This is a genomic window from Thioalkalivibrio sp. ALE16 (genome assembly GCF_000381305.1).
Taxonomy (GTDB): Bacteria; Pseudomonadota; Gammaproteobacteria; order Ectothiorhodospirales; family Ectothiorhodospiraceae; genus Thioalkalivibrio.
Genome location: NZ_KB906355.1, coordinates 229,723 through 250,835 on the forward strand (window position 1 = coordinate 229,723; position 21,113 = coordinate 250,835).

At 65.6% G+C, this 21,113-nt stretch carries 21 protein-coding genes; all 21 read left to right on the top strand.

All coding sequences use genetic code 11. The annotated features are described in order from the left end of the window. The first annotated feature begins 58 nt into the window (after nt 1-58). The 21 genes from F627_RS0103015 (at nt 59) to F627_RS0103125 (ending at nt 21,065) form a co-directional block, all read left to right on the top strand. Complete coding sequence (locus F627_RS0103015; protein ID WP_018865975.1) at nt 59-1,480, top strand: form I ribulose bisphosphate carboxylase large subunit; 1,422 nt, start codon at nt 59-61, stop codon at nt 1,478-1,480. A 68-nt stretch (nt 1,481-1,548) separates the two neighbouring features. Then, complete coding sequence (locus F627_RS0103020; protein ID WP_018865976.1) at nt 1,549-1,881, top strand: ribulose bisphosphate carboxylase small subunit; 333 nt, start codon at nt 1,549-1,551, stop codon at nt 1,879-1,881. Nucleotides 1,882-2,043: 162 nt separating this feature from the next. Continuing rightward, nucleotides 2,044-4,989: a CsoS2 family carboxysome shell protein gene (locus tag F627_RS0103025; protein ID WP_019583237.1), complete on the top strand. Its 2,946-nt coding sequence runs from the start codon at nt 2,044-2,046 to the stop codon at nt 4,987-4,989. Nucleotides 4,990-5,154: 165 nt separating this feature from the next. Continuing rightward, nucleotides 5,155-6,570 (top strand): carboxysome shell carbonic anhydrase, encoded by a 1,416-nt coding sequence (locus F627_RS0103030; RefSeq protein ID WP_019583238.1) that lies wholly within the window; start codon nt 5,155-5,157, stop codon nt 6,568-6,570. 17 nt (nt 6,571-6,587) lie between these two features. Then, a complete protein-coding gene (locus tag F627_RS0103035) occupies nt 6,588-6,839 on the top strand; it encodes a carboxysome peptide A (RefSeq protein ID WP_017940626.1) in 252 nt (83 codons plus the stop codon). 4 nt (nt 6,840-6,843) lie between these two features. Further along, nucleotides 6,844-7,176, top strand: coding sequence for a carboxysome peptide B (locus tag F627_RS0103040; protein WP_017940627.1), 333 nt, complete (start codon nt 6,844-6,846; stop codon nt 7,174-7,176). Between the two features lie 41 nt (nt 7,177-7,217). Further along, nucleotides 7,218-7,517, top strand: a complete 300-nt coding sequence (locus F627_RS0103045; protein ID WP_012982275.1) for a BMC domain-containing protein — start codon at nt 7,218-7,220, stop codon at nt 7,515-7,517. A 31-nt stretch (nt 7,518-7,548) separates the two neighbouring features. After that, entirely contained in the window at nt 7,549-7,842 is a 294-nt protein-coding gene (locus tag F627_RS0103050; protein ID WP_012982276.1) for a BMC domain-containing protein, read from the top strand. Between the two features lie 67 nt (nt 7,843-7,909). Further along, a complete protein-coding gene (locus tag F627_RS0103055) occupies nt 7,910-8,224 on the top strand; it encodes a BMC domain-containing protein (RefSeq protein ID WP_026181393.1) in 315 nt (104 codons plus the stop codon). 10 nt (nt 8,225-8,234) lie between these two features. After that, on the top strand, nt 8,235-8,657 hold the full coding sequence (locus F627_RS0103060; protein WP_018865979.1) for a bacterioferritin: 423 nt from the start codon (nt 8,235-8,237) through the stop codon (nt 8,655-8,657). A 35-nt stretch (nt 8,658-8,692) separates the two neighbouring features. Next, nucleotides 8,693-8,974 carry a 4a-hydroxytetrahydrobiopterin dehydratase gene (locus F627_RS0103065; RefSeq protein WP_019583239.1) on the top strand — a complete coding sequence of 94 codons (282 nt, stop codon included), beginning with the start codon at nt 8,693-8,695 and terminating at the stop codon, nt 8,972-8,974. 59 nt (nt 8,975-9,033) lie between these two features. Next, a complete protein-coding gene (gene parA / locus F627_RS0103070) occupies nt 9,034-9,669 on the top strand; it encodes a ParA family partition ATPase (RefSeq protein WP_018865981.1) in 636 nt (211 codons plus the stop codon). Continuing rightward, on the top strand, nt 9,666-10,055 hold the full coding sequence (locus tag F627_RS0103075) for a hypothetical protein (RefSeq protein ID WP_019583240.1): 390 nt from the start codon (nt 9,666-9,668) through the stop codon (nt 10,053-10,055). Before parA ends, F627_RS0103075 begins: the two co-directional genes overlap by 4 nt. Nucleotides 10,056-10,113: 58 nt before the next feature. Continuing rightward, complete coding sequence (locus F627_RS0103080) at nt 10,114-10,917, top strand: CbbQ/NirQ/NorQ/GpvN family protein (protein ID WP_018865983.1); 804 nt, start codon at nt 10,114-10,116, stop codon at nt 10,915-10,917. Between the two features lie 18 nt (nt 10,918-10,935). Beyond that, nucleotides 10,936-13,257 (top strand): nitric oxide reductase activation protein NorD, encoded by a 2,322-nt coding sequence (locus F627_RS0103085; RefSeq protein ID WP_019583241.1) that lies wholly within the window; start codon nt 10,936-10,938, stop codon nt 13,255-13,257. 75 nt (nt 13,258-13,332) lie between these two features. Then, complete coding sequence (locus tag F627_RS0103090) at nt 13,333-14,310, top strand: LysR family transcriptional regulator (protein WP_018865985.1); 978 nt, start codon at nt 13,333-13,335, stop codon at nt 14,308-14,310. 97 nt (nt 14,311-14,407) lie between these two features. Then, nucleotides 14,408-14,974 (top strand): SgcJ/EcaC family oxidoreductase, encoded by a 567-nt coding sequence (locus tag F627_RS0103095; RefSeq protein ID WP_018876253.1) that lies wholly within the window; start codon nt 14,408-14,410, stop codon nt 14,972-14,974. 383 nt (nt 14,975-15,357) lie between these two features. Next, nucleotides 15,358-16,626, top strand: coding sequence for a diguanylate cyclase domain-containing protein (locus F627_RS17110; RefSeq protein ID WP_231366584.1), 1,269 nt, complete (start codon nt 15,358-15,360; stop codon nt 16,624-16,626). A gap of 5 nt (nt 16,627-16,631) precedes the next feature. Next, complete coding sequence (locus F627_RS0103115; protein ID WP_018876257.1) at nt 16,632-17,960, top strand: glycosyltransferase; 1,329 nt, start codon at nt 16,632-16,634, stop codon at nt 17,958-17,960. Continuing rightward, complete coding sequence (locus F627_RS0103120; protein ID WP_026332008.1) at nt 17,960-20,035, top strand: TolC family protein; 2,076 nt, start codon at nt 17,960-17,962, stop codon at nt 20,033-20,035. Before F627_RS0103115 ends, F627_RS0103120 begins: the two co-directional genes overlap by 1 nt. Further along, entirely contained in the window at nt 20,019-21,065 is a 1,047-nt protein-coding gene (locus F627_RS0103125; RefSeq protein ID WP_026332009.1) for an HlyD family secretion protein, read from the top strand. Before F627_RS0103120 ends, F627_RS0103125 begins: the two co-directional genes overlap by 17 nt. Nucleotides 21,066-21,113 lie beyond the last annotated feature (48 nt).

Consider the following 21,113-nt stretch of genomic DNA (forward strand, 5'->3'; position numbering starts at 1 on the left):
ATTGCCCTCCCTAATCTAGTCGACCGTCACGATTAACCAACGCGTAGGAGAAAGCCACATGGCCGCCAAGAAGTACTCCGCGGGTGTCAAGGATTACCGCGAAACATACTGGATGCCGGAATACATGCCGCTGGATACCGATCTGCTGGCATGTTTCAAGATCACCCCGCAGCCGGGCATCGACCGCGAAGAAGCGGCAGCCGCTGTGGCGGCCGAGTCGTCCACCGGTACCTGGACCACGGTGTGGACCGACCTCCTGACCGACATGGATTACTACAAGGGTCGGGCGTACATGATCGAGGACGTCCCGGGTGACGACGAGTCCTTCTACGCGTTCATCGCCTACCCGATCGACCTCTTCGAAGAAGGCTCGATGGTGAACGTGTTCACCTCGCTGGTCGGCAACGTGTTCGGCTTCAAGGCCATTCGTGCCCTGCGCCTGGAAGACGTGCGCTTCCCGATGGCCTACGTGAAGACCTGTGGTGGTCCGCCTTCCGGTATCCAGGTCGAGCGCGACAAGATGAACAAGTACGGTCGTCCGCTGCTGGGCTGCACCATCAAGCCGAAGCTGGGTCTGTCCGCGAAGAACTACGGCCGTGCCGTGTACGAGTGCCTGCGTGGCGGCCTCGACTTCACCAAGGACGACGAGAACATCAACTCGCAGCCGTTCATGCGCTGGCGTGATCGTTTCGAGTTCGTGCAGGAAGCGACCGAAAAGGCCGAAGCCGAAACCGGCGAGCGCAAGGGTCACTACCTGAACGTCACCGCGCCGACCCCGGAAGAGATGTACAAGCGTGCCGAGTTCGCCAAGGAGATTGGCGCGCCGATCATCATGCACGACTACATCACCGGCGGCTTCTGCGCCAACACCGGCCTGGCCAACTGGTGCCGCGACAACGGCATGCTCCTGCACATCCACCGTGCCATGCACGCGGTGCTCGACCGCCATCCCAAGCACGGTATCCACTTCCGTGTGCTGGCCAAGATCCTGCGTCTGTCCGGTGGTGACCACCTGCACACCGGTACCGTGGTCGGCAAGCTGGAAGGTGACCGCGCCGCGACTCTGGGCTGGATCGACCTGCTGCGCGAATCCTTCGTGCCGGAAGACCGCTCGCGCGGCATCTTCTTCGATCAGGACTGGGGCTCCATGCCGGGCGTGTTCGCCGTGGCCTCCGGTGGTATCCACGTCTGGCACATGCCGGCCCTGGTCTCCATCTTCGGCGACGACTCCGTGCTGCAGTTCGGTGGCGGTACGCTGGGTCACCCGTGGGGCAACGCCCCGGGTGCGACGGCCAACCGCGTTGCGCTGGAAGCCTGTGTGCAGGCGCGTAACGAAGGTCGCGAGATCGAAAAGGAAGGCAAGGAGATCCTCACCCAGGCCGCCCAGCACAGCCCCGAGCTGAAGGTGGCGATGGAGACCTGGAAGGAGATCAAGTTCGAGTTCGATACCGTCGACAAGCTGGATACCCAGCACAAGTGATCGCCCGAGTGCGGGCGGCCTGACGGGTCGCCCGCACCCTGACAGAACAAGAGCATAGGATTACCGACATGTCCGATATTCAGAACTTCAAGCCGGTACAGAAGTACGAGACCTTCTCCTACCTGCCCGAGATGAACGCCGATCAGGTGCGCAAGCAGATTGAATACTGCCTCGCCCAGGGCTGGAACCCGGCGGTGGAATATTCCGAGAAGGAAAACGCCATGTCCCATTACTGGTACATGTGGAAACTGCCGTTTTTCGGCGAACAGTCCGTGGAAGCGGTCCTTCAGGAAATCGAAGAATGCCGCCGCTCCAACCCGGGCATGATGGTTCGCTTCATCGCCTACGATAACTACGCCCAGAGTCAGGGCATGGCCTTCGTGGTCGACCGCGGTCGTTAAGAGAGGCCCCGGTGCCTGCCGGGCCCGGTTGCGGGCCCGGCAGTTCAGTTCAGCGTTATTTACCGTTGCTGCCGCCAACTGTAAGGAAGTGCCATGAGTAATCCGACATCTGCGTCTGAAGGTCTCTCGGGGCGCGAACGTGCCCTGGAACGGCGCAAGGCCATGTCTCGTAATGGCAAGGCTGCCGTGAAGTCGACCGGCCAAAACAAGGGGAACAGCCGTTCCGCCGCGGCTGCGCAACAGGCGCGCCAGGCGAAAGCGGAACCCGCCCCGGCACCCCAGGCGCGGGAGCCGGAGACGCACTCCAGCGAATCGTCGTCGCCGGTCTCCTTCGAGACCCGCGACACCACCCCCGAGCGCCGCCCCGAGCCGGGCGCGCACGCGGGTGCCTCCAACGGCCGCCAGGCCGCCCTCGAGCGCCGCCAGAAGATGGCGCGCCAGGGCAAAAAGGCCGTAGGCCGCACCAACACGCGAGCGCAGGTATCCGGCGGCATGGCCCGCGCCGGCGCCGAGCGTTCGCGCCAGCTCGACGCACTGGCCCAGTCGCAGAACGTCGAGGTCGACTGCTCGAACATGAGCGGTCGCGAGATTTGCCGCCTGCGCCGCCAGGCCCTGTCGACCGACGGCAAGAAGGCCGTGGCGCCGGAGCCCCGGCGGGAAGACCGCATCAAGGGCACCGAGCCGACCGCGTCCGAGCGCAGCGATGCGAAGAAAGACTGCGGCTGCGGTTGCAAGGGCGAGAAGTCCGGGCGTGAAGAGGCCCGCGACACGGCCCCGTCGCAAGAGAATGCCGTGGTCGAGAGCGGTCTCGATCAGCTGTGCGACAAGGTCGAGTCCGGAGGCGAGGCCGCCGGTCCGCACCCGATGATCTCCGAGGTCCGTGCGATCTGCATGGCCCGCCGTGATGCGATGGCGCAAAACGGTAAGCAGGCCCTGCGCCGCCGCTTCAAGAGCGGACAGGCCCGGGGCACGCTGCCGCAGGAAGGTGCCTGGAAGGCCGCCAAGCGCAAGGGCATGTCCACGCGCGAAGTGGCGCGCCAGCGGCGCGAGGAACTCTGCAAGCTGGGGCGCGGCTCCTCCGAGCCGGGCCGCCCCTGCGGACGTCCGCGTCCGGCCGAGGGCGAAGCCCCGCCGAAGGTCGAGGAAGGCACGACGCTGGCGGGCAGCCATGTTAGCGGCACCCAGGTGGAGCGTACCTCCAGCGTGACCGGGACCGAGGCGGGCAGCTGCTCGTCGATCACCGGCACCGAGTACCTGGGCCTGGAGCACTACGAGCGCTACTGCGGCGTGCGCCCGACGGGCAACCCGCCCAAGGTCGGCACCTCGCATACCTCGCATGGCCAGTCCGTGAGCGGTACCGAGGTGGGACGTTCGACCCGCGTGACGGGTGACGAGCGGGGTTCCTGCGAGACGATCACCGGTACCGAATACCTCAGTACCGAGCAGTACGAAGGCTTCTGCGGCACCCGCCCGCAGGCGGGTCCGGCGCGCACCACCGTGATGGTGACGCGGCATGGTGAAGGCGTGTCGGGGACGTCCGTCGGGCGCAGCCCCAAGGTGACCGGTGACGAATCCGGGTCCTGCCGCGACGTGACCGGTACGGAGTACCTGAACACGGCCGCCAGCGAGGTCCCCTGCAGCACGGGAAAGCCGAACGGAGCGCCGATGAAGGTCGGCGTGATGCATACCCTTCGCGGTCGTGAACTGACCGGTACCGAAGTCGGGCGCTCCGTCCACGTCACGGGTGATGAGTACGGCAGCTGCAAGCCGGTCACCGGAACCGAATATCTTGGCACCGAGCAGTTCCAGGGCTTTTGCGGCACCCGCCCGGAGCCGACGCCGGCGAAGGTGCAGGAGTCGCATACCATGGAAGACCAGAGCGTGACCGGCGTGGCCGTGGGCCGCAGCCCCAAGGTCACCGGCGACGAGAGCGGTTCCTGTGCCTCGTTGACCGGTACGCCGTACTACAACAAGTCCGACTTCGGGGATCTTTGTGATCGTCCGGCAGCCGGAGGCGTGCCCAAGGTCGGCGTGATGCATACCCTGCGCGGTCGCGAGGTGTCCGGTACCCAGGTGGATCATTCCATCCACGTCACCGGTGACGAGTACGGCGGCTGCAAGCCGATCACCGGCACCGAGTACGCCGGCTCCGAACATTATGACGCCTTCTGCGGCGGCCAGCGTCCGGATGCGGCGCCGGAAAAGGTGACGGTCGGCCGTACCTGGAACCAGCAGTCGGTGTCCGGGACGGCGGTGGGTCGTTCCGCTCGCGTGACGGGTGACGAATACGGCGCCTGCAAGCCGGTCAGCGGCACGGCGTACATCGGGCCCGACCAGTACGACCAGTTCTGCGCGCCGCAGGACGGGCAGGTCGCCGAGACCCGCGTGGCGGAGCGTCATTCGACGCCGGCCCATCCGGTCTCCGGCAGCCAGCCGGGTTACGACGAACGCGTGACCGGTACCGAGCGCGGTGCCTGTCAGGATGTCTCGGGGGCCCCGTATGTGGGTGCCAACGAGTTTGCCCAGACCTGCGCCAGCGCGGCCGGCAGTCTGCATCCACGTCTGCGCCCGGAAGGGATGCAGGCTGCGGCTCCGGCTCAGCCGGCACCGCAGGCGGCGGAGCGTCCGATGCCGAACGCCGGGTTCAGCGTGGCGACGCCCGCCCGGTCGGCAGCGGAACGCCGCGAGCGCGTTACCGGCACTGCCTATGGCACGAGCGGGCGCCTGACCGGTTCGATCAACAAGGCCATGGGGCTGGTGTCCGGTACCGAGGAGTTCCGCTACAACGGCGGCCAGCAGGCCGTCGCGGCGGCCCCGGTCGAGGAAGGCCAGAAGATCGGCGCCGATCGTGTGACCGTGAACGGCAGCAGCAATGGCGTCTCCATTACCGGCGATGACTGGCAGCGCGGCGACCGGGTCACCGGCACCGAGGGCTTTTCCACGCGCCGTAACGCGACCCAGAAGGGCAATCCGCGCGGCGAAGGCCGCAGTGCCTACGTGAATCGCGAACTCGAACGCAAGGACGTGCCGCCGAGCAAGATCACGGGTTCCTCCGGGAACAGCGACGCCGGTTCCCTGGTGACGCTGTCCGGCGGGGCGCGCGGCTAAGGCCGGGCGAGGGCACAGGACGCCATGGTGCGAGGTCGTCGCAAGAACAGCACCCCGGGTTCGCGGTTCGCGAAGTCCCGGGCGGTGGCTGCGCGCGCGGCGTCCCCGTCCCCGGCGGCGCCCGTTTCCGCCGTGCCACCGGCGGCGCCGACCGGCTCGGCCGGTATGGAGGCGACCCGGGAGCTGCAGCCGGGCCATCCGCTGGCGGATGTGGCGATGAACGAGCGGCTGCATGCCTTCGAACGGGGGTTCCGCGAGCGCTTTGCGCAGCTGGTGCCGGTCCTGAAGGAAGTGCACGCGCTGCAACACGAGCGCGACTTCGAGGAACGGGCCCAGGCGATTGTGCAGGAGCAGCTGGGTTACCGCCTGCCGGAGAAGGCGCTGGAAGATGCCTGGATCAACGACCTGGACACGCGGGAGCTGTACCTGCACGGGACGTTCGAGCTGTTTGACCAGGTGGTGAACGAGTACTGGGCGGGTCGGGATGACCTGGTCGCGGAGGCGGAAAGCGCGATCGCGTATTTCCTCGACTGCGACTTTCACGAGGTGGACATCTCGCCCTGTTCCGATGGCCGTCTGCTGGGCCTGCGGCGCTTCATCCTGCGCCTTCCGGATCTGGCGGTACGGGTGAAGAGCTATGCCGGCGCGCAGTTCGACATCGAAGAGGATGTGCGCCACTGGACTAAGCGCGAGTTGCTGCGCTTCCGCGAGGGGCGGCCGACGACGGCCGATGTCCCCAGCCGCTATCTGAAGATCGCGGCCTACCACTACAGTGGCGCGGATCCGCTGCATCAGGGTTGCGCGGCGCACGGAAACAGCGAACGCGACGCGGCCGATGGCGCGCTGCACCAGCTGCGCGCGTTTCGCCAGGCGATCGAGAACACCTACTGCTGTGGGGCCTCGGTGGACACGCTGCTGATCGGCGTGGATACGGACACGGATGCGGTGAAGATCCACATCCCGGACGCCGACACGCGGATGAGCCTGTACCGCTTCGTGGACAGCGCGCAGCTGTACCGCGAGACGCAGGGACTGGACGAACAGGCGGCGTCGCTGCGGGTGTACCAGGCGATCCAGGATGCGATCCACCAGCAGGGCTGGGGACGCGGGAACGGCGCCCCGCACGAGGGCATGCTGCGGCTGATCTCGCGGCTGCTGCTGAACAATATTTCGCAGCTCGACTATGTGGCGCGGTACCACGGCGGGCACTACGCCGACGTGGGCCACCGGGAACGGGTGATCATCGTCGGCCAGGAGATCGAGGAGATGCAGGTGCGCAACTTCGCATACTTCGCGCACCTGGAGACGATGGAAGAGGGCTCCGAAGGTACGGACGTCGGGGTGAACAAGATTTTTCGGAAGTTGAATGTCGAGCGCGGCCTGCCGGTGCCGGTGGTGATTCATTACCGCTACGACCGCAAGGTGCCGGGATCGCGGGAACGGGTGGAGGCACGCTGCCGTCGCATCCGCGACCAGATCATGGATCGCTATCGCGACCTGGCAGAGAAGGGCCTGATTGGCTGCCACATGGTGATCCGCGACAAGCGTAGCGGAAGCCGTCTGGAACCGCTGGCCGCCTGACGCACACGGGAACGGGAATGAAGATCTGCAAGGTTGAGAAGACCCTGGTTTCGACCAACCGCATCCGCGATCTGGGGCACCGGCCGTTGCTGGTGGTCCAGGAGAAGGCCGGTGGTCCGCGCACCGTCGCGGTGGACGCGGTCGGCTGCGTACCGGGTGACTGGGTGATCGTAGTCGGTAGCTCGGCGGCACGTGAGGCGGCCGGTGACAAGTCCTATCCCAGTGACGCGACGATCGTCGGGATCATCGATTACTGGGAGGAGCAGTAGCTCCATGGAAATCATGCAGGTGCAGGACGAACTGGTGGTGACCCGTCGCGTGGACGGGCTCAAGACCATGTCGCTGCGCGTGCTGGTGGACCAGAAAGGGGCCCTGAACGTGGCGGTGGACACTGTCGGGGCGCATCCGGGCAACTGGGTGTTCACCATCAGTGGCTCGGCCGCGCGCTACGCGCTGGACGACAACAGTATTCAGACCGATCTGACGATCGGCGGCATCATCGACCACTGGGACGATGGTGGAAAGAAGACGGAAGGGTCGAAGGACGAGGCAGGACGAGACCAGACCGATGCACAGCGCTCTGCTGGTTCCCGCAAGGCGGCGTGAGCGTCATTTTTTGAAAAACTGTAACTCCAGGAGAGAAGACAATGGCAACTGAACGTTTTGGTGTGGCGCTGGGCATGATCGAGACCCGTGGTCTGGTGCCGGCGATTGAAGCCGCGGATGCGATGACCAAGGCCTCCGAAGTGCGCCTGATCGGTCGTCAGTTCGTGGGCGGTGGCTACGTGACCGTGCTGGTCCGTGGCGAAACCGGTGCCGTGAACGCCGCCGTGCGCGCCGGTGCGGATTCCTGCGAGCGTGTGGGTGACGGCCTGGTGGCCGCGCACATCATCGCCCGCGTGCATTCCGAAGTGGAAAGCATCCTGCCCGAGCAGGTTGAAAAGTAATTCATCTGTAACGCTTGATAGGAGTTGAGTAATGGCTAGCGAAAACTTTGGTGTGGCCCTCGGCATGATCGAGACCCGTGGTCTGGTGCCGGCGATCGAAGCCGCCGACGCGATGACCAAGGCCTCCGAGGTGCGCCTGATTGGTCGTCAGTTCGTGGGCGGTGGTTACGTGACCGTGCTGGTCCGTGGCGAAACCGGCGCCGTGAACGCCGCGGTGCGTGCCGGCGCGGATTCCTGCGAGCGCGTGGGTGACGGCCTGGTGGCCGCGCACATCATTGCTCGCGTCCATTCCGAGGTGGAAAACATCCTCCCGGAAAAGCCGTAACTCGCGGTAGTCGAACGCCGTCGGGTCCCGGTGGGTCCCGGCGGCTTTTTTCAAGAAGAGGTAGATGATGGCTAGCGAAATTTCTGGTGTGGCCCTTGGCATGATCGAGACCCGCGGTCTGGTCCCAGCGATCGAGGCCGCGGATGCGATGACCAAGGCCTCCGAAGTGCGCCTGATCGGTCGTCAGTTTGTCGGCGGTGGCTACGTGACCGTGCTGGTCCGTGGCGAAACCGGCGCCGTGAACGCCGCCGTGCGTGCGGGTGCGGATTCCTGCGAACGCGTGGGTGACGGCCTGGTGGCCGCGCACATCATTGCGCGTGTGCATTCCGAAGTGGAAGGCATCCTGCCGACGGCCCCGACCGCCAGCGGTTCGGCCAGCTGAGGCGACATCCATGTCCGATCCACGGATCGTGGGATACCTGAACCGCGCGGTGGCGCACGAGCTGTCGGCGGTTCAGCAGTACTTGGCCCAGGCGCGGCTGACCGCGATGTGGGGTATGAATGACGTGAGCGACTGCCTGCGTCGGGATGCCCAGGAAGAGCTGGATCATGCGGATCGCTTCATGACCCGCATGTTTCACTACGGGGTCGCCCCGAACGGCAGCCAGCTGGCGCCGGTCCGGCTTGGCCGCTCCATGGCCGAGCTGATGGCCCGCAACCGCGAGCTGGAGATGGAGGCAGTCCGTCTGTATGACGAGGCTGCTGTCTACTGCCGGCGCGTAGGCGCGGTGGACGATGCCGCGTTGTTCGAGAGCATCCTTGAGGATGAGCTGGAACACGTGCGCGAGATCGACGCCCAGGGCAGTCCCGCGTGATGCACGCGGACGCGGCAAGACGAGCGGAGTAGGCAATGGCGGATACCGATCTGGTGGTTCCGGCCGGGTGGGAGCCCGGCAAGGGGACCTCGGCGTCCATGAGCAAGCAGTTCACGTTCGAGCGCTACGGCATCACCCGGGAGTTTCTCGACCGCGTGGCCGAGCTGTCCGAACAGGACGGGTATCATCCGAACATCAGCTTCGGAACCACGTACGTGAACATCACGATTGACGCCCGAAACGGCGAGCAACTGGGAGAGGGCGACAAGGCCTTTGCCCTGGAGGTCGATCGCCTGGCCGCTGCCACCACCGGCTGAGCCGGGGGCATACTTGACGGGCCGGGGCCGTCCCGGCCCCTTCCGCAGGAGGCTGTTGCGTGGGTTCGAGGGTAATCGCGGTAGTCAATCAGAAGGGCGGTACCGGCAAGACCACCCTGACCATGAATCTGGCGGCCGGGCTTGCGCGCCGGGGTCGCACCCTGGTGGTCGATGCCGACCCGCAGGGCTCGGCCGCACAGTGGGCCCGCATGGCCTCGGATGAACGTCCGTTCCCCGCATCGGTCTTCGCGGTGGCCGGGCCCCTGGATCGGGAGCTGAAAGCGCTGCGCAAGGACTACGAGCACATCGTGGTGGACTGCCCGCCGACCCTGGAGGGCGGTGCGGTCAATGGCGCGCTTGCAGCGTCCGACGAGGTGCTGATCCCCGTACTGCCGTCTCCGGTCGATCTGTGGGGCAGTGTGCGGATGGGCCGGGGGCTGGAAGAGGCGCGCCTCAAGAACCCCAGCCTGCGCCCGTTTATCGTGGTCAATCAGCTCGAGGTCCGCAGTGCGCTGTCGCGCGCGATGAAGCATGCACTGATGGAGATCGACATCCCCGCCCTGGAGCAGACGCTGCGCCGGCGGGCCATCTATCGGCGCTCGGCGCTCGAGGGCTGTTCCGTCTTTGATCTGGGCAAGCCCGGCGAGGCCGCGGCGGCGGAGATCGAAGCCATCATCGAGGAGGTGTCGCAATGAGCAATCTGCAAGACAAGCTGGCAGCCGGCGTGCGCAGTGCACGCGAGGATCAGGACAAGGATAAGAGCCAGGACGCGGCCGCCAAGCCCGAAGCCTCGGCCCAGAAGGACACCAGCCAGGAGCCGGCGAGCAGCCAGCCGCGGGCCGCGGCCAGCACCAAGACCGCTGCCACCAAGAAGGCGGCCACCACAACCCGCAAGGCACCGGCGCGCAAGCGCACGACCACGCGGAAGAAGCCGGCCGCCACGCCCAAGTCCGGCGCATCGGCGCAGTCCACGTCCACCAGCCGGAAGTCGGCCGCAGCGAATAAGCCGGCGGCAAAGAAGACGCCCAAGGCGGACAACACCGGAACCGAACTGCATCCCGAGCGGATCTGGCCCGACTGAGGGCTGCGTTCCGGCGGCCGGGGCTTGCCCCGGCCTTTCTGATTGAGGAGTCGAAAAGATGCAGGACGAACTACGCGATCACCTGATCACCGAAGAGCCGTACTACCAGCCGACCGCGGACGAGGTGGAGCTGTACGAGGCGGCCTATTCGGTGCGCATGCCCATGATGCTCAAGGGACCGACTGGCTGCGGCAAGACGCGCTTTGTCGAGCACATGGCATGGAAGCTGGGCAAGCCCCTGATCACCGTGGCCTGCAACGAGGACATGACCGCGTCGGATCTGGTGGGGCGCTACCTGCTGGACGCCGACGGAACGCGCTGGCAGGACGGGCCGCTGACCCAGGCGGCACGGCATGGTGCGATCTGTTATCTCGATGAGATCGTCGAGGCGCGTCAGGACACGACCGTGGTCATCCACCCCCTGACGGACAACCGCCGCGTCCTGCCCCTGGAGAAGAAGGGCGAGATGGTGGAGGCGCACCCGGACTTCCAGGTGGTGATCTCCTACAACCCCGGGTACCAGAGCCTGATGAAGGATCTGAAGGAGTCCACCAAGCAGCGCTTCGGCGCGCTGGACTTCAACTACCCCGATCACGAGACCGAGGCGCGCATCGTGGCGCACGAGGGCGGGATCAACGAGGACATGGCCGGGAAACTGGTCAGCGTGGCCGAGCGTGCCCGCAACCTGAAGGGGCACGGTCTGGACGAGGGCATCTCGACCCGCATGCTGGTGTACGCGGCATCGCTGATTGCCAACGGGGTGGCCCCGCTGGCCGCCTGCCGTATGGCGCTGGTGCGCCCGATCACGGATGACCCGGACATGCGCGACGCCCTCGACTCCGCCGTCACGACGTTCTTCTAGACGCCCGCGCGGGATACGATGAGCATCCATCTGGAGGACTACCAGGACCTCCTCGAAGACCTCGGGGGACAGGCGGCCGAGGTGCTCGAGGCCTCGTGGCAGGAGGCTTCGCGTGCGTTCAGTGCCGCGGGCCTCAAGCGCTACTACCTGGAAGGGGCGCGCAGCCTGCACTCGCTCGGGCGCGGCTCCGAGATGGTGATCGCCTTCGTCCAGGAGACGCCGGATGTGGCGCAGGAACTGGGCGAGGACGCGGTCGGCGAGCTGGTCAGCTCGGCGATCAAGATGTACTCCAAGACCAGTGCCGCGGTTATCACCCTGCTGATCTCCACCAGCCCCATCGCCGCGCGGCGACTGGGGGACCAGGGTTTGTTCTCGGGCTATCTGCGCCTGGTGGACAACCTGCTGGGGCAGGCGCCGCGCGGCGTACGCCCGATGCTGGAACACCTCGACGAACTCCTCTCCCACCTCACGCTGGGGGGGCTGCGTCGCTGGGCGAGCTGGGGGGCGCAGGCCCACCGCACGGACCTGGAGGCTCAGATTGCCTATTTCGGCCTGGAGTCGCCGGAGTCCCGTTCGGTGTTCCAGAAGGAACGCCGCGGGACACTGTTCGTGGATGTCCAGCGCCGCATCAACCTCTATCTGCGCTCTCTGTGGGCGCGCGACTTCTTCATGCGCCCCACCAGTGGCGACTTCGAGTCGCGCGAGGGCTACAAGCCCTACATCGAGGGCTTCACGATCTTCCTGCCGGACGCCTTCGACGACTGGGAGGGTCTGACCGGTCTGGATCTCTATCGTGCTGCGGCGGCGCATGCGGCGGCGCACGTGGTCTTTACCCGCGAGATGCAGCCGGAGGAGGCCCCGCGGGGCGTTATCGGGGTGCTGACCGAATTGTTCGAGGATGCACGGGTCGAGGGCCTGGCGACGCGCGGCTTCCCCGGCCTGCGCAACTTGTGGATCCCCCTGCACACCGCGACGCCGGATGACGGTGACGCCCCGCAGGCGCTGCTGGCCCGCACCGCGCGGGCCCTGCTGGACCCCGACTACCGCGACGACCACCCGTTTGTGGGCAAGGCGCGCGCGGCCCTGGCGGAGCGGGCGGAGGACCTCGAGGCCGCGGGTCTGGCGCGCGAGCTGGCCGAAGCCCTGGCGCCCGAGTTTCCGGAAAAGGGTTACATGAATCCGCGGCAGGTGGCCCCGGATGTGCTCTACCGCGATGACAACCGCTATATCTGGGCCTTCGGCCGCGAGGAAGACGACTTCGAGACGCTGATGGCCAGCGGCTCGAACCAGGAGCGCGTCTACGTCACACCCATGGAGATGATCAACACCCTGGATGTCCCCGGGGCCGGGGATGATGCCCAGATGATCATGGTGCTGGCGACTGAGTGGTTCCGCGACGGTGAAGACGAAAGCATCAACCAGCAGGAGGGCAAGGAGCCGATCTCGCTGCCCTACCACTACCACGAGTGGGACTACCAGATGCAGCTGGAACGGCCGCACTGGGTCACCCTGCTGGAGCGGCGTCCGAAGAAGGGCGACGTGGAAGAGATCGATGCCATCAACGAAAAGCACAAGCCGCTGATCTCGCGTTTGAAGTTCCTGATCGAGGCGATGCAGCCGCAGGGTGTGCAGCGCATGCGCAAGCAGGCCGAGGGCGACGAACTGGACGTGAACGCCCTCGTCGAGGCGCAGATCGATCTGCGCATGCGCCGCCAGCCGGACGAGCGGATCTACGTCCGCAATATCCGTCAGGTGCGCGACCTGTCCGTGCTGGTGCTACTGGATCTGTCCGAGTCCACCAACGAGCCCCTCGCCGATGGCGAGACGACCGTGGTCCAGCTGGCGCGCGAGGCCACCGCGCTGCTGGGCGGGGCCATCTCGAAGATCGGCGACCCTTTCGCGATCCACGGCTTCGCCTCCGATGGCCGTCATGATGTCGAGTATTACCGCTTCAAGGATTTCGATGCCCCCTACGATGATCACGCCCGGGCGCGGCTGGCCGGGATGAAGGGGCAGTTGTCCACGCGCATGGGCGCGGCGATCCGGCACGCCGGCCACCTGCTGCACCAGCAGGGCACGCAGAAAAAGCTGCTGCTGATCGTGACCGACGGCGAGCCGGCGGATACCGATGTGCGCGATCCGCAGTACCTGCGCCAGGATGCCAAGCGCGCGGTGGAAGAGGTGGGCAAGAACGGCGTCTACAGCTTCTGCATCAGCCTGGATCCGCAGGCCGATGAGTACGTGGAACGCATCTTCGGTGCGCAGCACTTCATGGTGCTGGACCACATCGAGCGGCTCCCGGAAAAGCTGCCGATGCTGTACGCCGGCCTGACCCGTTAGGGCGCACACGGTACTCGCATGGCCAAGACGGGGGGCAGCTCGACACCGCCGAAGGAGTCCAGCCTTCCGCAGGTGATGTTGAAGTCCGAGCTGCCCGCGCATCTGATCCGGCATGCGACCCTGCGCCAGTTGCAGGTGTTCGAGGCGATCGTGCGCCTGGGCAGTTTCACCCGGGCGGCGGAAGAGCTCTATCTGACCCAGCCGACCGTCTCCATCCAGATCAAGAAGCTCTCCGGTGCGCTCGGCCTGCCGCTGTTCGAATACGTCGGACGCAAGGCCTTCCCGACCGAGGTCGGGCTGTTGCTGTACGACACCTGCCGCGAGATGCTCGGGGCGCTGACCAATCTCGAGATGAAGCTCGCGGAGATGCACGGGCTGAAGCGCGGGCGCCTGCGCCTGGCGGTCATCACCACGGCGCAGTACTTCGCGCCCACGATCCTCGGGCAGTTCGCCAAGCGCTATCCGGATATCGAGCTGTCGCTGGAGGTCAGCAACTTCGACCGGGTGCTGGATCGCCTGGCCAGCAACGACGATGACCTGTACATCATCGGGCACGTGCCCGAGCGGCTGACCGATATCGCGGTGTATCCGTTCGCGCCGAACCCCCTGGTGGTGATGGCCAGCCGCGACCACCCGCTGGCGGGGCAGCGCAACATCCCGATCGAACGCCTGGAGCAGGAGACCTTCCTGATGCGCGAGCCGGGTTCCGGCATCCGCGAGGCAACCCTCAAGCTGTTCCAGGAACACGGCATCAACCCGACCGTGCGCATGGAGCTCGGCTCCAACGAGGCGATCAAGCAGGCGGTCATCGGGGGCCTGGGGATCGCGGTGCTGTCACTGCATACCCTCAGCGCGGAAGGGGCCGGGGGGCCGGTCGCGCTGCTGGATGTGGAGCACTTCCCGATCCACCGCCAGTGGCACATCGTCCACCCCAGGCAGAAGGTTCTGTCGGTCGTGGCCCAGACCTTCCTGGATTTTGCCATCCAGGACGAGGCGCGGGTGCGCGGTCAGGTCGAGGACCTGCTGGCCGCGTTCAAGGCGCAGGCGAGCTGATCAGGCGGCCCGCGACCGGCGCCCTGACAGCCCCTCCAGGGTCCCTTATAATTCACGTTTTATCCGGCCGGCAATGGCCGTATGCGGAGATCAGTCAGTGACCACGAGCAGCCGGCCGCGTATCAGCGGCACCCAGTTCATCAATGCCGACGAGTCGCCGCGCGCGCGCCTGAGCCTGAGCGCCTCGCATCGCGACCAGCACCACCCGGTGACCGGGACGGGTGGCGATCCGGCGTTCGGCGCCATCGACACCCCGCCGAACGAGAGCTGCGTGGTCTGCGCCCCCGCGACCCGCCGCCTGGCCGAGGAGCTGTTCGAGGGCTGGAACGACGCCCTGCAGACCGGGGATGCGCGCAAGGTCACCGAGCGCTATGCCGAGGACGCGGTCCTGCTGCCGACGGTCTCCAACGTCCCGCGAACCACGCACGCCGAGATCCAGGACTACTTCGAGCACTTCCTCGAGAAGAAGCCCTTCGGGACGATCAACACCCGCAACGTGAAGCTCGGCTGCAACAAGCTGACCGACGCCGGCACCTATACCTTCCGCGTCACCGACGGCGGCGAGACCAAGGACGTCCCCGCGCGCTACACCTTCGTCTACGAAAACCGCGACGGCGAGTGGAAGATCGTCCACCACCACTCCTCGATGATGCCGACCGACTAGTCTTCACGGGGCGACCGTGCCCGGCCTTTTGGGGCTCGCAAGAGTAGGCGGTCTCCCTCTCGATTAGTGGCTTTCTGTGAGGGGTGGCTGTATTCCGGCATGACCAGTGTGTGATACTCGTCACGTTTCTGCGCAAACACCGCGCGGTCGGGTGGCCCCGTTTCCGGCGTGGCGCTTGAACGTACGGCAGGGGACGGCGCCCAATCGGGCCATGACTGGCGGGACGGATGACAAACGGGTCGGCACAACGGGAAAGCACTTCACCCCATTTGGTGGTTTTTACTCGGCAGTCGGGGCTGGCGGAGCGACTGGCAACGGGGCTTGCATGTACCGCCTTCGAAACCGTAGCCGATTACGAGGCCAGCCGGATCGATAGAGCCGGCATGATGGCCTTCGTGATCGATGCGGATGCGCTGCCCGACACCGCAGCCGTGGCGCGGGCCTTACGGTGTCATCCACAGGACCGAATGCGGTTGCTCTGGCTGCATGGCGACGCCGATGCCGAGACGCGGGCCCTGTCCGACGGTCCCTTTCACTCCGTAGATGAGCCCTCCCAGCGTATCGTGGATTGTGCAGCACGCCTGGAAACCGCCAATGGCGGGCGGCCCCCCCGGAGTCAGGATGAAGTGCTTCTGGCTTTGCTGTGGAGTCACCCGGGCCTGCATCTGGTGCCGGTGCGGGACTGGCATGCCCAGCAGCTGTATCGCTATCCGCTCCTAGATGCTTTGCTCGAAGAAGATACGCCCGAGTTCTGGTTGCGGGGGGTGCGCCAACGCCGTCTTCTCGAAGGTGTGGAGCTGGTCGACCGCGTACGCCTTTGCCCGGGATGCCGGCAAGGGCACCTGAGTTTTGTTGATGTGTGCCCGGAATGCGACTCGCTCGACATACGCACCGAGCCCGGACTGCATTGCTTCGCCTGTGGGCATGTGGGGCCGCAGCGTCTATTCCAGGATGGCGGCATGCTGCGGTGCCCGAACTGTTCGGCGGTCCTGCGTCATATTGGCGAGGACTATGACCGACCACTGGAGAATCACGTCTGCGGCAGTTGCCAGCATATGTTCATGGAGGGCCGCGTGCTGGCGCGCTGCATGGGGTGTGGCCAGGCCCATGACCCCGATGAACTTGAGCCCATGGGGATTTACCGCTACCGGTTATCGGAGGCTGGGCGGTTACTGGCCCGGACAGGGGAGCTGCGGGATCTCTACGGAGCCTTCGACGAGATCAACCATGTGGCGCCGGAACACTTCGAGTTCTTCGTGGACTGGTCGCTGAAGCTGCGGCAGCGTCATGACGAGATCGGATTTGGCCTGATCCTGCTGCATTTGAACGGCATGGCCCGGGTCATCGATGCGCTGGGTCATGGGCGCGGTGTGGCACTGGTGGACACCTTCGCCGAACGCGTCAAGGCCCTGGTTCGGTCCACGGATTTGATGACCCGTACCGGTGACGACCGCATCTGGCTGTTTCTGCCACAAACGACCGCGAGCGGCGTCGACGTGCTGGCCAAAAGGCTCGGAGAGCTGCTGGAAGATGTCGTGTCCCAGGTGGATGTGGGGCGTCTCGGAAACGTGTATCACGAATCTTCTATGGGCATGGCGGAAGCCGAGGATGCGGCTGCGGTCATGGCGCGACTGGTCTCGCGGTCGCAATGAACGAAATGCTTTCGCTTCCGACCGAGGCCGGGGCCTTGCTGGCTACGTTGTTCCTGGAGTCGGACGCCCTCACGCTGGCGTACATGTTCATCCCGTTCGTGGTGTTTCTGGAATTGCCGCTGAACCTGATGATCTGGCTGGGTGTGCTGCGCCACTACACTCGACGTATCTATGCGATTCCTACCCAGTACCCGTACACACCGCGGATCACCTGCATTGTGACGTGCTATGCCGAAGGCCGGTCGGTACAGGGGACGATTCGCACGCTGCTGGAGCAGGTGTACCCGGGGCAGATCGAGATCATCGCGGTGGTGGATGGCGCTGATCAGAATCTGGCCACCATGCAGGCGCTTCGCGATATCCAGCCCGAGGCAGAGCATTACGCCAGCCGCCGGCTGATCATCCTGCCAAAGGTACCCCGGGGTGGTCGGGTCTCGTCGCTGAACGCCGGGCTTCAGTTGGCGCGCGGGGAAATCGTGATGGCAGTGGATGGCGATACCTCGTTCGACAACAGCATGGCCCTGCATGCAGCGGGCCATTTCCGCGATCCTAATGTGATCGCCATGGCCGGCTCGTTGCGCGTTCGCAACTGGAATCAAAACCTGATGACCCGCCTTCAGGCGCTGGAGTATATGATCACCATTCACCTGGCCAAGGTTGGCCTGGGTGAGTTCCGCGGCATCAACAATATTTCGGGTGCCTTCGGGGTCTTCCGGACCGAGTTTGTCCGTAAAGTGGGCGGGTGGACAACGGGGTCGGCGGAGGATCTCGACCTGACCTTGCGGCTGAAGCAGTATTTTGGCCGTCACCCGGGGTTCTACATCCCCTTCGAACCCCAGGCGATGGGGCACACAGATGTCCCGGATACCCTGGTGGGATTCCTGAAACAGCGTCTGCGCTGGGACGGGGACCTGTTCTTCATGTATGTGCGAAAGCATCGCAACGCCTTTTCGCCGCGCCAGATGGGCTGGTGGAATGTAATCATAGGCGTCTGGTACGGGATGCTGTTCCAGATGGTGATGCCGGTGCTGATCGTGCTGTACACCCTGTGGCTGGTGGTGATGGCCGATCCGGGTGTCGTGCTGGCCACGTTCATACTGATCATGGGGCTCTACGCGATCCTGACGGCCCTGATGTACATCACCGCGCTGGTGTTCATTTCGGAACGCCGCGGGCGTGATCTCCGCCTGGCCTGGCTGATTCCCGTGTTTCCCTTTTTCGCATTGGGCATGCGGGTGTGGTCGTTGGTCGCCATCATTAACGAGTGGTGGCGTCATTCGAGCCAGGAGTCGTCCATGGCCCCCTGGTGGGTACTACGCAAGAGCAAGCGGTAATGGCGATGCGAGGCGGGATACTGCTCGGGTGCATGCTGATGGCGGGGCTGCCGGTCATGGCCAGCGCGGAGAGCCTGCCCCGGCTGCTGGATGCGGTCGAAGAGGCACCCTCGTTGCTGGCCGAGCAAGCCGCGTTCGAGCAGGCGGACGCCTTGCGGGAGCGCCGGCATCAGGAGGGTGGCTGGGAGCTCTTCGGAAGCGCTGGCGCTGGGGTTTACCGCGAACCGGTGGTCGAAGGGCTCAATCGGCGATATCGCGGCACCAGCGGTTCGATCGGGATACAGCGTCCGCTGCTGGGCACCGACGAACAGCAGCGAAGGGCGGAATGGCAGGCCCGTGGGGAGGCCGGTGCCGCCTGGTACCGGTATCAGGAAGCATTGCAGACCCTGAGCCGTGACGTGGCCGAGTCCTACGCGCGGGTCTGGCATGCTCGCCAGCTCCAGTCCCTGGGCCAGGCGCTGCTGAGCGTCGAGCCGGATCTCGAACGGACCCTTGCGGAACGCGGGGACGAACGGCTGATTCGCGCGGATGAGGCGGCGAGTTTGCGGCGCAGCCTGGATGCCGCGCGCCTGGACGTGGACGAGGCTCGGGTGGACGAGCACGAGGCCCGGGTGGAGCTGGAAAATCTCCTGGGCCGGCCGGTTACTCTGGAATCAACCTCAGCATGGTTTGATCCACACCAGGCGACTTGCGGTACTCCCGGGATGGACCCCGCACCGGAAGTCCTGGCGGTGGAGGAAGAGTTGCGCGCAGTCGAGGAGCGTGAGTCCCTGACCCGGTTCCACGCGGTGCGGTCGAACCTCCAACTGCGTTACAGCTCGAGTTACGAAGACGATGTTAGTCGCCTGGGGAGTGGGTTGGAGGTTGTCTGGTCCGTCTCCGTGCCCTTGCGCGCGCTGGGTGGAGACAACGCCCTGCAGAGAGAACTGAGGGCTGAACAGCGGCAGCTCCGGCACCAGCGTACATCGGCCACCCAGGCCGTAGAACAGCGCAGGGATCTGGCGCGGCAGCGCCTGGAGGTCCATTCGCGCCGACTGGATTCCCGTTTGCAGGAGATGGAAGCGGCGGCTCATGCGCTGGCGGTGGTGGAGGAACGGGCGGAGAGCCGTGTGAGCGTCCCCTGGGAAGAGGTGATGCCCGCTCGGCAGGCATATTATCAGGCCGCGCGAGGCTGGCTCGACAGCGCGCTGGAGGTCTGGCGCGCGCAGATCGGTTGCGACCTCCTGGCCAGCGATCGTCCCCGGCCAATGGAACCCATCCGGCAGGCGCGCGCCACGCTGGGCGGCGATCCGGTAACGGACGCCCGCTTGCCCTACGCGGGGCGAATCTATCTGTGGGATAGCGAACCCGTCATTCAGGGCGAGGATCCCGAGTTCTGGGGCTTGCTGCGCCGCGCCGGCGTGGAGCGTGTATGGCTGTCGCTGGATGGCGAACAGATCGATCGATACAGCGAGCATCCCGGTGTGCTGGCAGATTTCCTGCATCAGGCGCGGCAGCGGCAGGTGGATGTGGGGTTGTTGCTCGGCGAGCCCACCTGGGTGTTGCCCGAAGCGCGGGATGACCTGGTCCGTATCATCCAGCGTCTGAAGGGGGTCGACTTCGCCGATCTGCACCTGGACATCGAGATCGACCAGCTGGACAGCCATGGCTACGAGCGTGACGAACTCATTGAGGAGTGGCTGGAGACGGTCGCTGCCGCAGTCGAAGCCTCCCCGTGGCCGGTGGGGCTGAGTGCCCATCCGCGCGACTTTGGTGGCCCGGATCGTTGCCTGGCTTGCGACTTCGCCGAGGTGGGGGCAACGGAGCTTGCCCTGATGACCTACGTGACGCATGCCGATGGGATGGTCCACCGCCTGGAACCCGTGCTCGCGCGGAAGCCGGGGCTCACGATCACCCTGGCTCAGAGTGTGGAGTCGATCCTCTCGCCGCAAAACAGCTGGTTCCATCACGGCTGGGACGCGATGCTGAGCACTCTCGACACTGCGACCGAACGGCTGGACCACCTCCGTCTTCCGGTGGCGATCCAGAGCTACTCGTACCTGAGGGAAATGTGGGCCCATGAAGATTCGCTTTGATGCCACCGGCCGCCGGCGGTCAGATCAGGATGGCGGCATGAAGGTGCGCTACGGGCCCGCCCGTCGGGTCGCGTTCCGGCTGCGCTGGTATCTGATCCTTTTGCTGGTGGCCAGCCCGGTGCTGTACTTCCTTTACACGCTGGTCAACGACGCCATATCGACCGAGGTCCCGGCTCTGGTCTGGTACCCCCAGCATCAATTGCTGGCCGAGGTTCCGGGTTTTGTGGAATCGATCGCCGTCGAGCCCTGGGACCGCGTGAGCCGGGGGGAAGTGGTCGTGCGACAGCACAGTCCGCAGTTGGAACGCCGCGGTCGGCAGATCGAACAGGACCTCGAGCGCATGCGCGAGCGGGTGGGGCTTTCCGGGCAGGAACAGGGCGCGGACCTCGAGCGCCGGATCGAACTGCTCCAGCAAAGCCTGGACGAATTCCGTGCGCAGGAACGCCGTCTGGAGCGCCTGATCGACAGGGGGGCGGCGGGTCGTGGTGAACTCCTTCCGGTCCGCGCGGAGCGGGCACGCGTGGAGGAGCGTCTCGCCGAGCTGGAAGGCAATCTGGCGCGTGTCCCGCGGGGTGATGCGGTGGAATCCTGGCCGGAAAGTCTCCAGTTACGACATGACGACCTCCTCGGAGAGCGAGCGGAGGTGCGGCAGGAAAGCCGCCAACTGGTCAAGACGGCCGATCTGGATGGCGTGGTGACGGAGATCCTGGTAGAGCCAGGGCAATTCGTGGCCGTCGGCACGCCCCTGCTGCGGTATAGCGGGACGCGGCTTCGTGTGGTGGCGTATGTGGAGCCCCGCCACCTGGAGCGGCGGCTGGAACCGGGGCGCGAGGTCAGCCTGATCCTTCCGGATGGTGAGCGGCGAAGGGCTGCTGTGACAGCTACCGTTGGGGCGGCCGATCGGCTTCCGGCGGCCTTCCGGTCGGGGCTGGGTGGAGGCGAGAGCGCGGTCCCGGTGATTGTTGAGCCGGTCTCCGAATTGCCGGAGATATGGCGCGTGGATCGCCTGCCTCTGCGGGTCAAATTCTAGGGAAACATGGATTTTTTCGGGCATTCGCGCCGTCAAGGTTGTCGAATG

Bases quoted from the DNA above. Each gene is read 5' to 3' on its own strand.
- F627_RS0103015 (WP_018865975.1), top strand. From the start codon at position 59: ATGGCCGCCAAGAAGTACTCCGCGGGTGTCAAGGATTACCGCGAAACA.
- F627_RS0103020 (WP_018865976.1), top strand. From the start codon at position 1,549: ATGTCCGATATTCAGAACTTCAAGCCGGTACAGAAGTACGAGACCTTC.
- F627_RS0103025 (WP_019583237.1), top strand. From the start codon at position 2,044: ATGTCTCGTAATGGCAAGGCTGCCGTGAAGTCGACCGGCCAAAACAAG.
- F627_RS0103030 (WP_019583238.1), top strand. From the start codon at position 5,155: ATGGAGGCGACCCGGGAGCTGCAGCCGGGCCATCCGCTGGCGGATGTG.
- F627_RS0103035 (WP_017940626.1), top strand. From the start codon at position 6,588: ATGAAGATCTGCAAGGTTGAGAAGACCCTGGTTTCGACCAACCGCATC.
- F627_RS0103040 (WP_017940627.1), top strand. From the start codon at position 6,844: ATGGAAATCATGCAGGTGCAGGACGAACTGGTGGTGACCCGTCGCGTG.
- F627_RS0103045 (WP_012982275.1), top strand. From the start codon at position 7,218: ATGGCAACTGAACGTTTTGGTGTGGCGCTGGGCATGATCGAGACCCGT.
- F627_RS0103050 (WP_012982276.1), top strand. From the start codon at position 7,549: ATGGCTAGCGAAAACTTTGGTGTGGCCCTCGGCATGATCGAGACCCGT.
- F627_RS0103055 (WP_026181393.1), top strand. From the start codon at position 7,910: ATGGCTAGCGAAATTTCTGGTGTGGCCCTTGGCATGATCGAGACCCGC.
- F627_RS0103060 (WP_018865979.1), top strand. From the start codon at position 8,235: ATGTCCGATCCACGGATCGTGGGATACCTGAACCGCGCGGTGGCGCAC.
- F627_RS0103065 (WP_019583239.1), top strand. From the start codon at position 8,693: ATGGCGGATACCGATCTGGTGGTTCCGGCCGGGTGGGAGCCCGGCAAG.
- F627_RS0103075 (WP_019583240.1), top strand. From the start codon at position 9,666: ATGAGCAATCTGCAAGACAAGCTGGCAGCCGGCGTGCGCAGTGCACGC.
- F627_RS0103080 (WP_018865983.1), top strand. From the start codon at position 10,114: ATGCAGGACGAACTACGCGATCACCTGATCACCGAAGAGCCGTACTAC.
- F627_RS0103085 (WP_019583241.1), top strand. From the start codon at position 10,936: ATGAGCATCCATCTGGAGGACTACCAGGACCTCCTCGAAGACCTCGGG.
- F627_RS0103090 (WP_018865985.1), top strand. From the start codon at position 13,333: ATGTTGAAGTCCGAGCTGCCCGCGCATCTGATCCGGCATGCGACCCTG.
- F627_RS17110 (WP_231366584.1), top strand. From the start codon at position 15,358: ATGATGGCCTTCGTGATCGATGCGGATGCGCTGCCCGACACCGCAGCC.
- F627_RS0103115 (WP_018876257.1), top strand. From the start codon at position 16,632: ATGCTTTCGCTTCCGACCGAGGCCGGGGCCTTGCTGGCTACGTTGTTC.
- F627_RS0103120 (WP_026332008.1), top strand. From the start codon at position 17,960: ATGGCGATGCGAGGCGGGATACTGCTCGGGTGCATGCTGATGGCGGGG.
- F627_RS0103125 (WP_026332009.1), top strand. From the start codon at position 20,019: ATGAAGATTCGCTTTGATGCCACCGGCCGCCGGCGGTCAGATCAGGAT.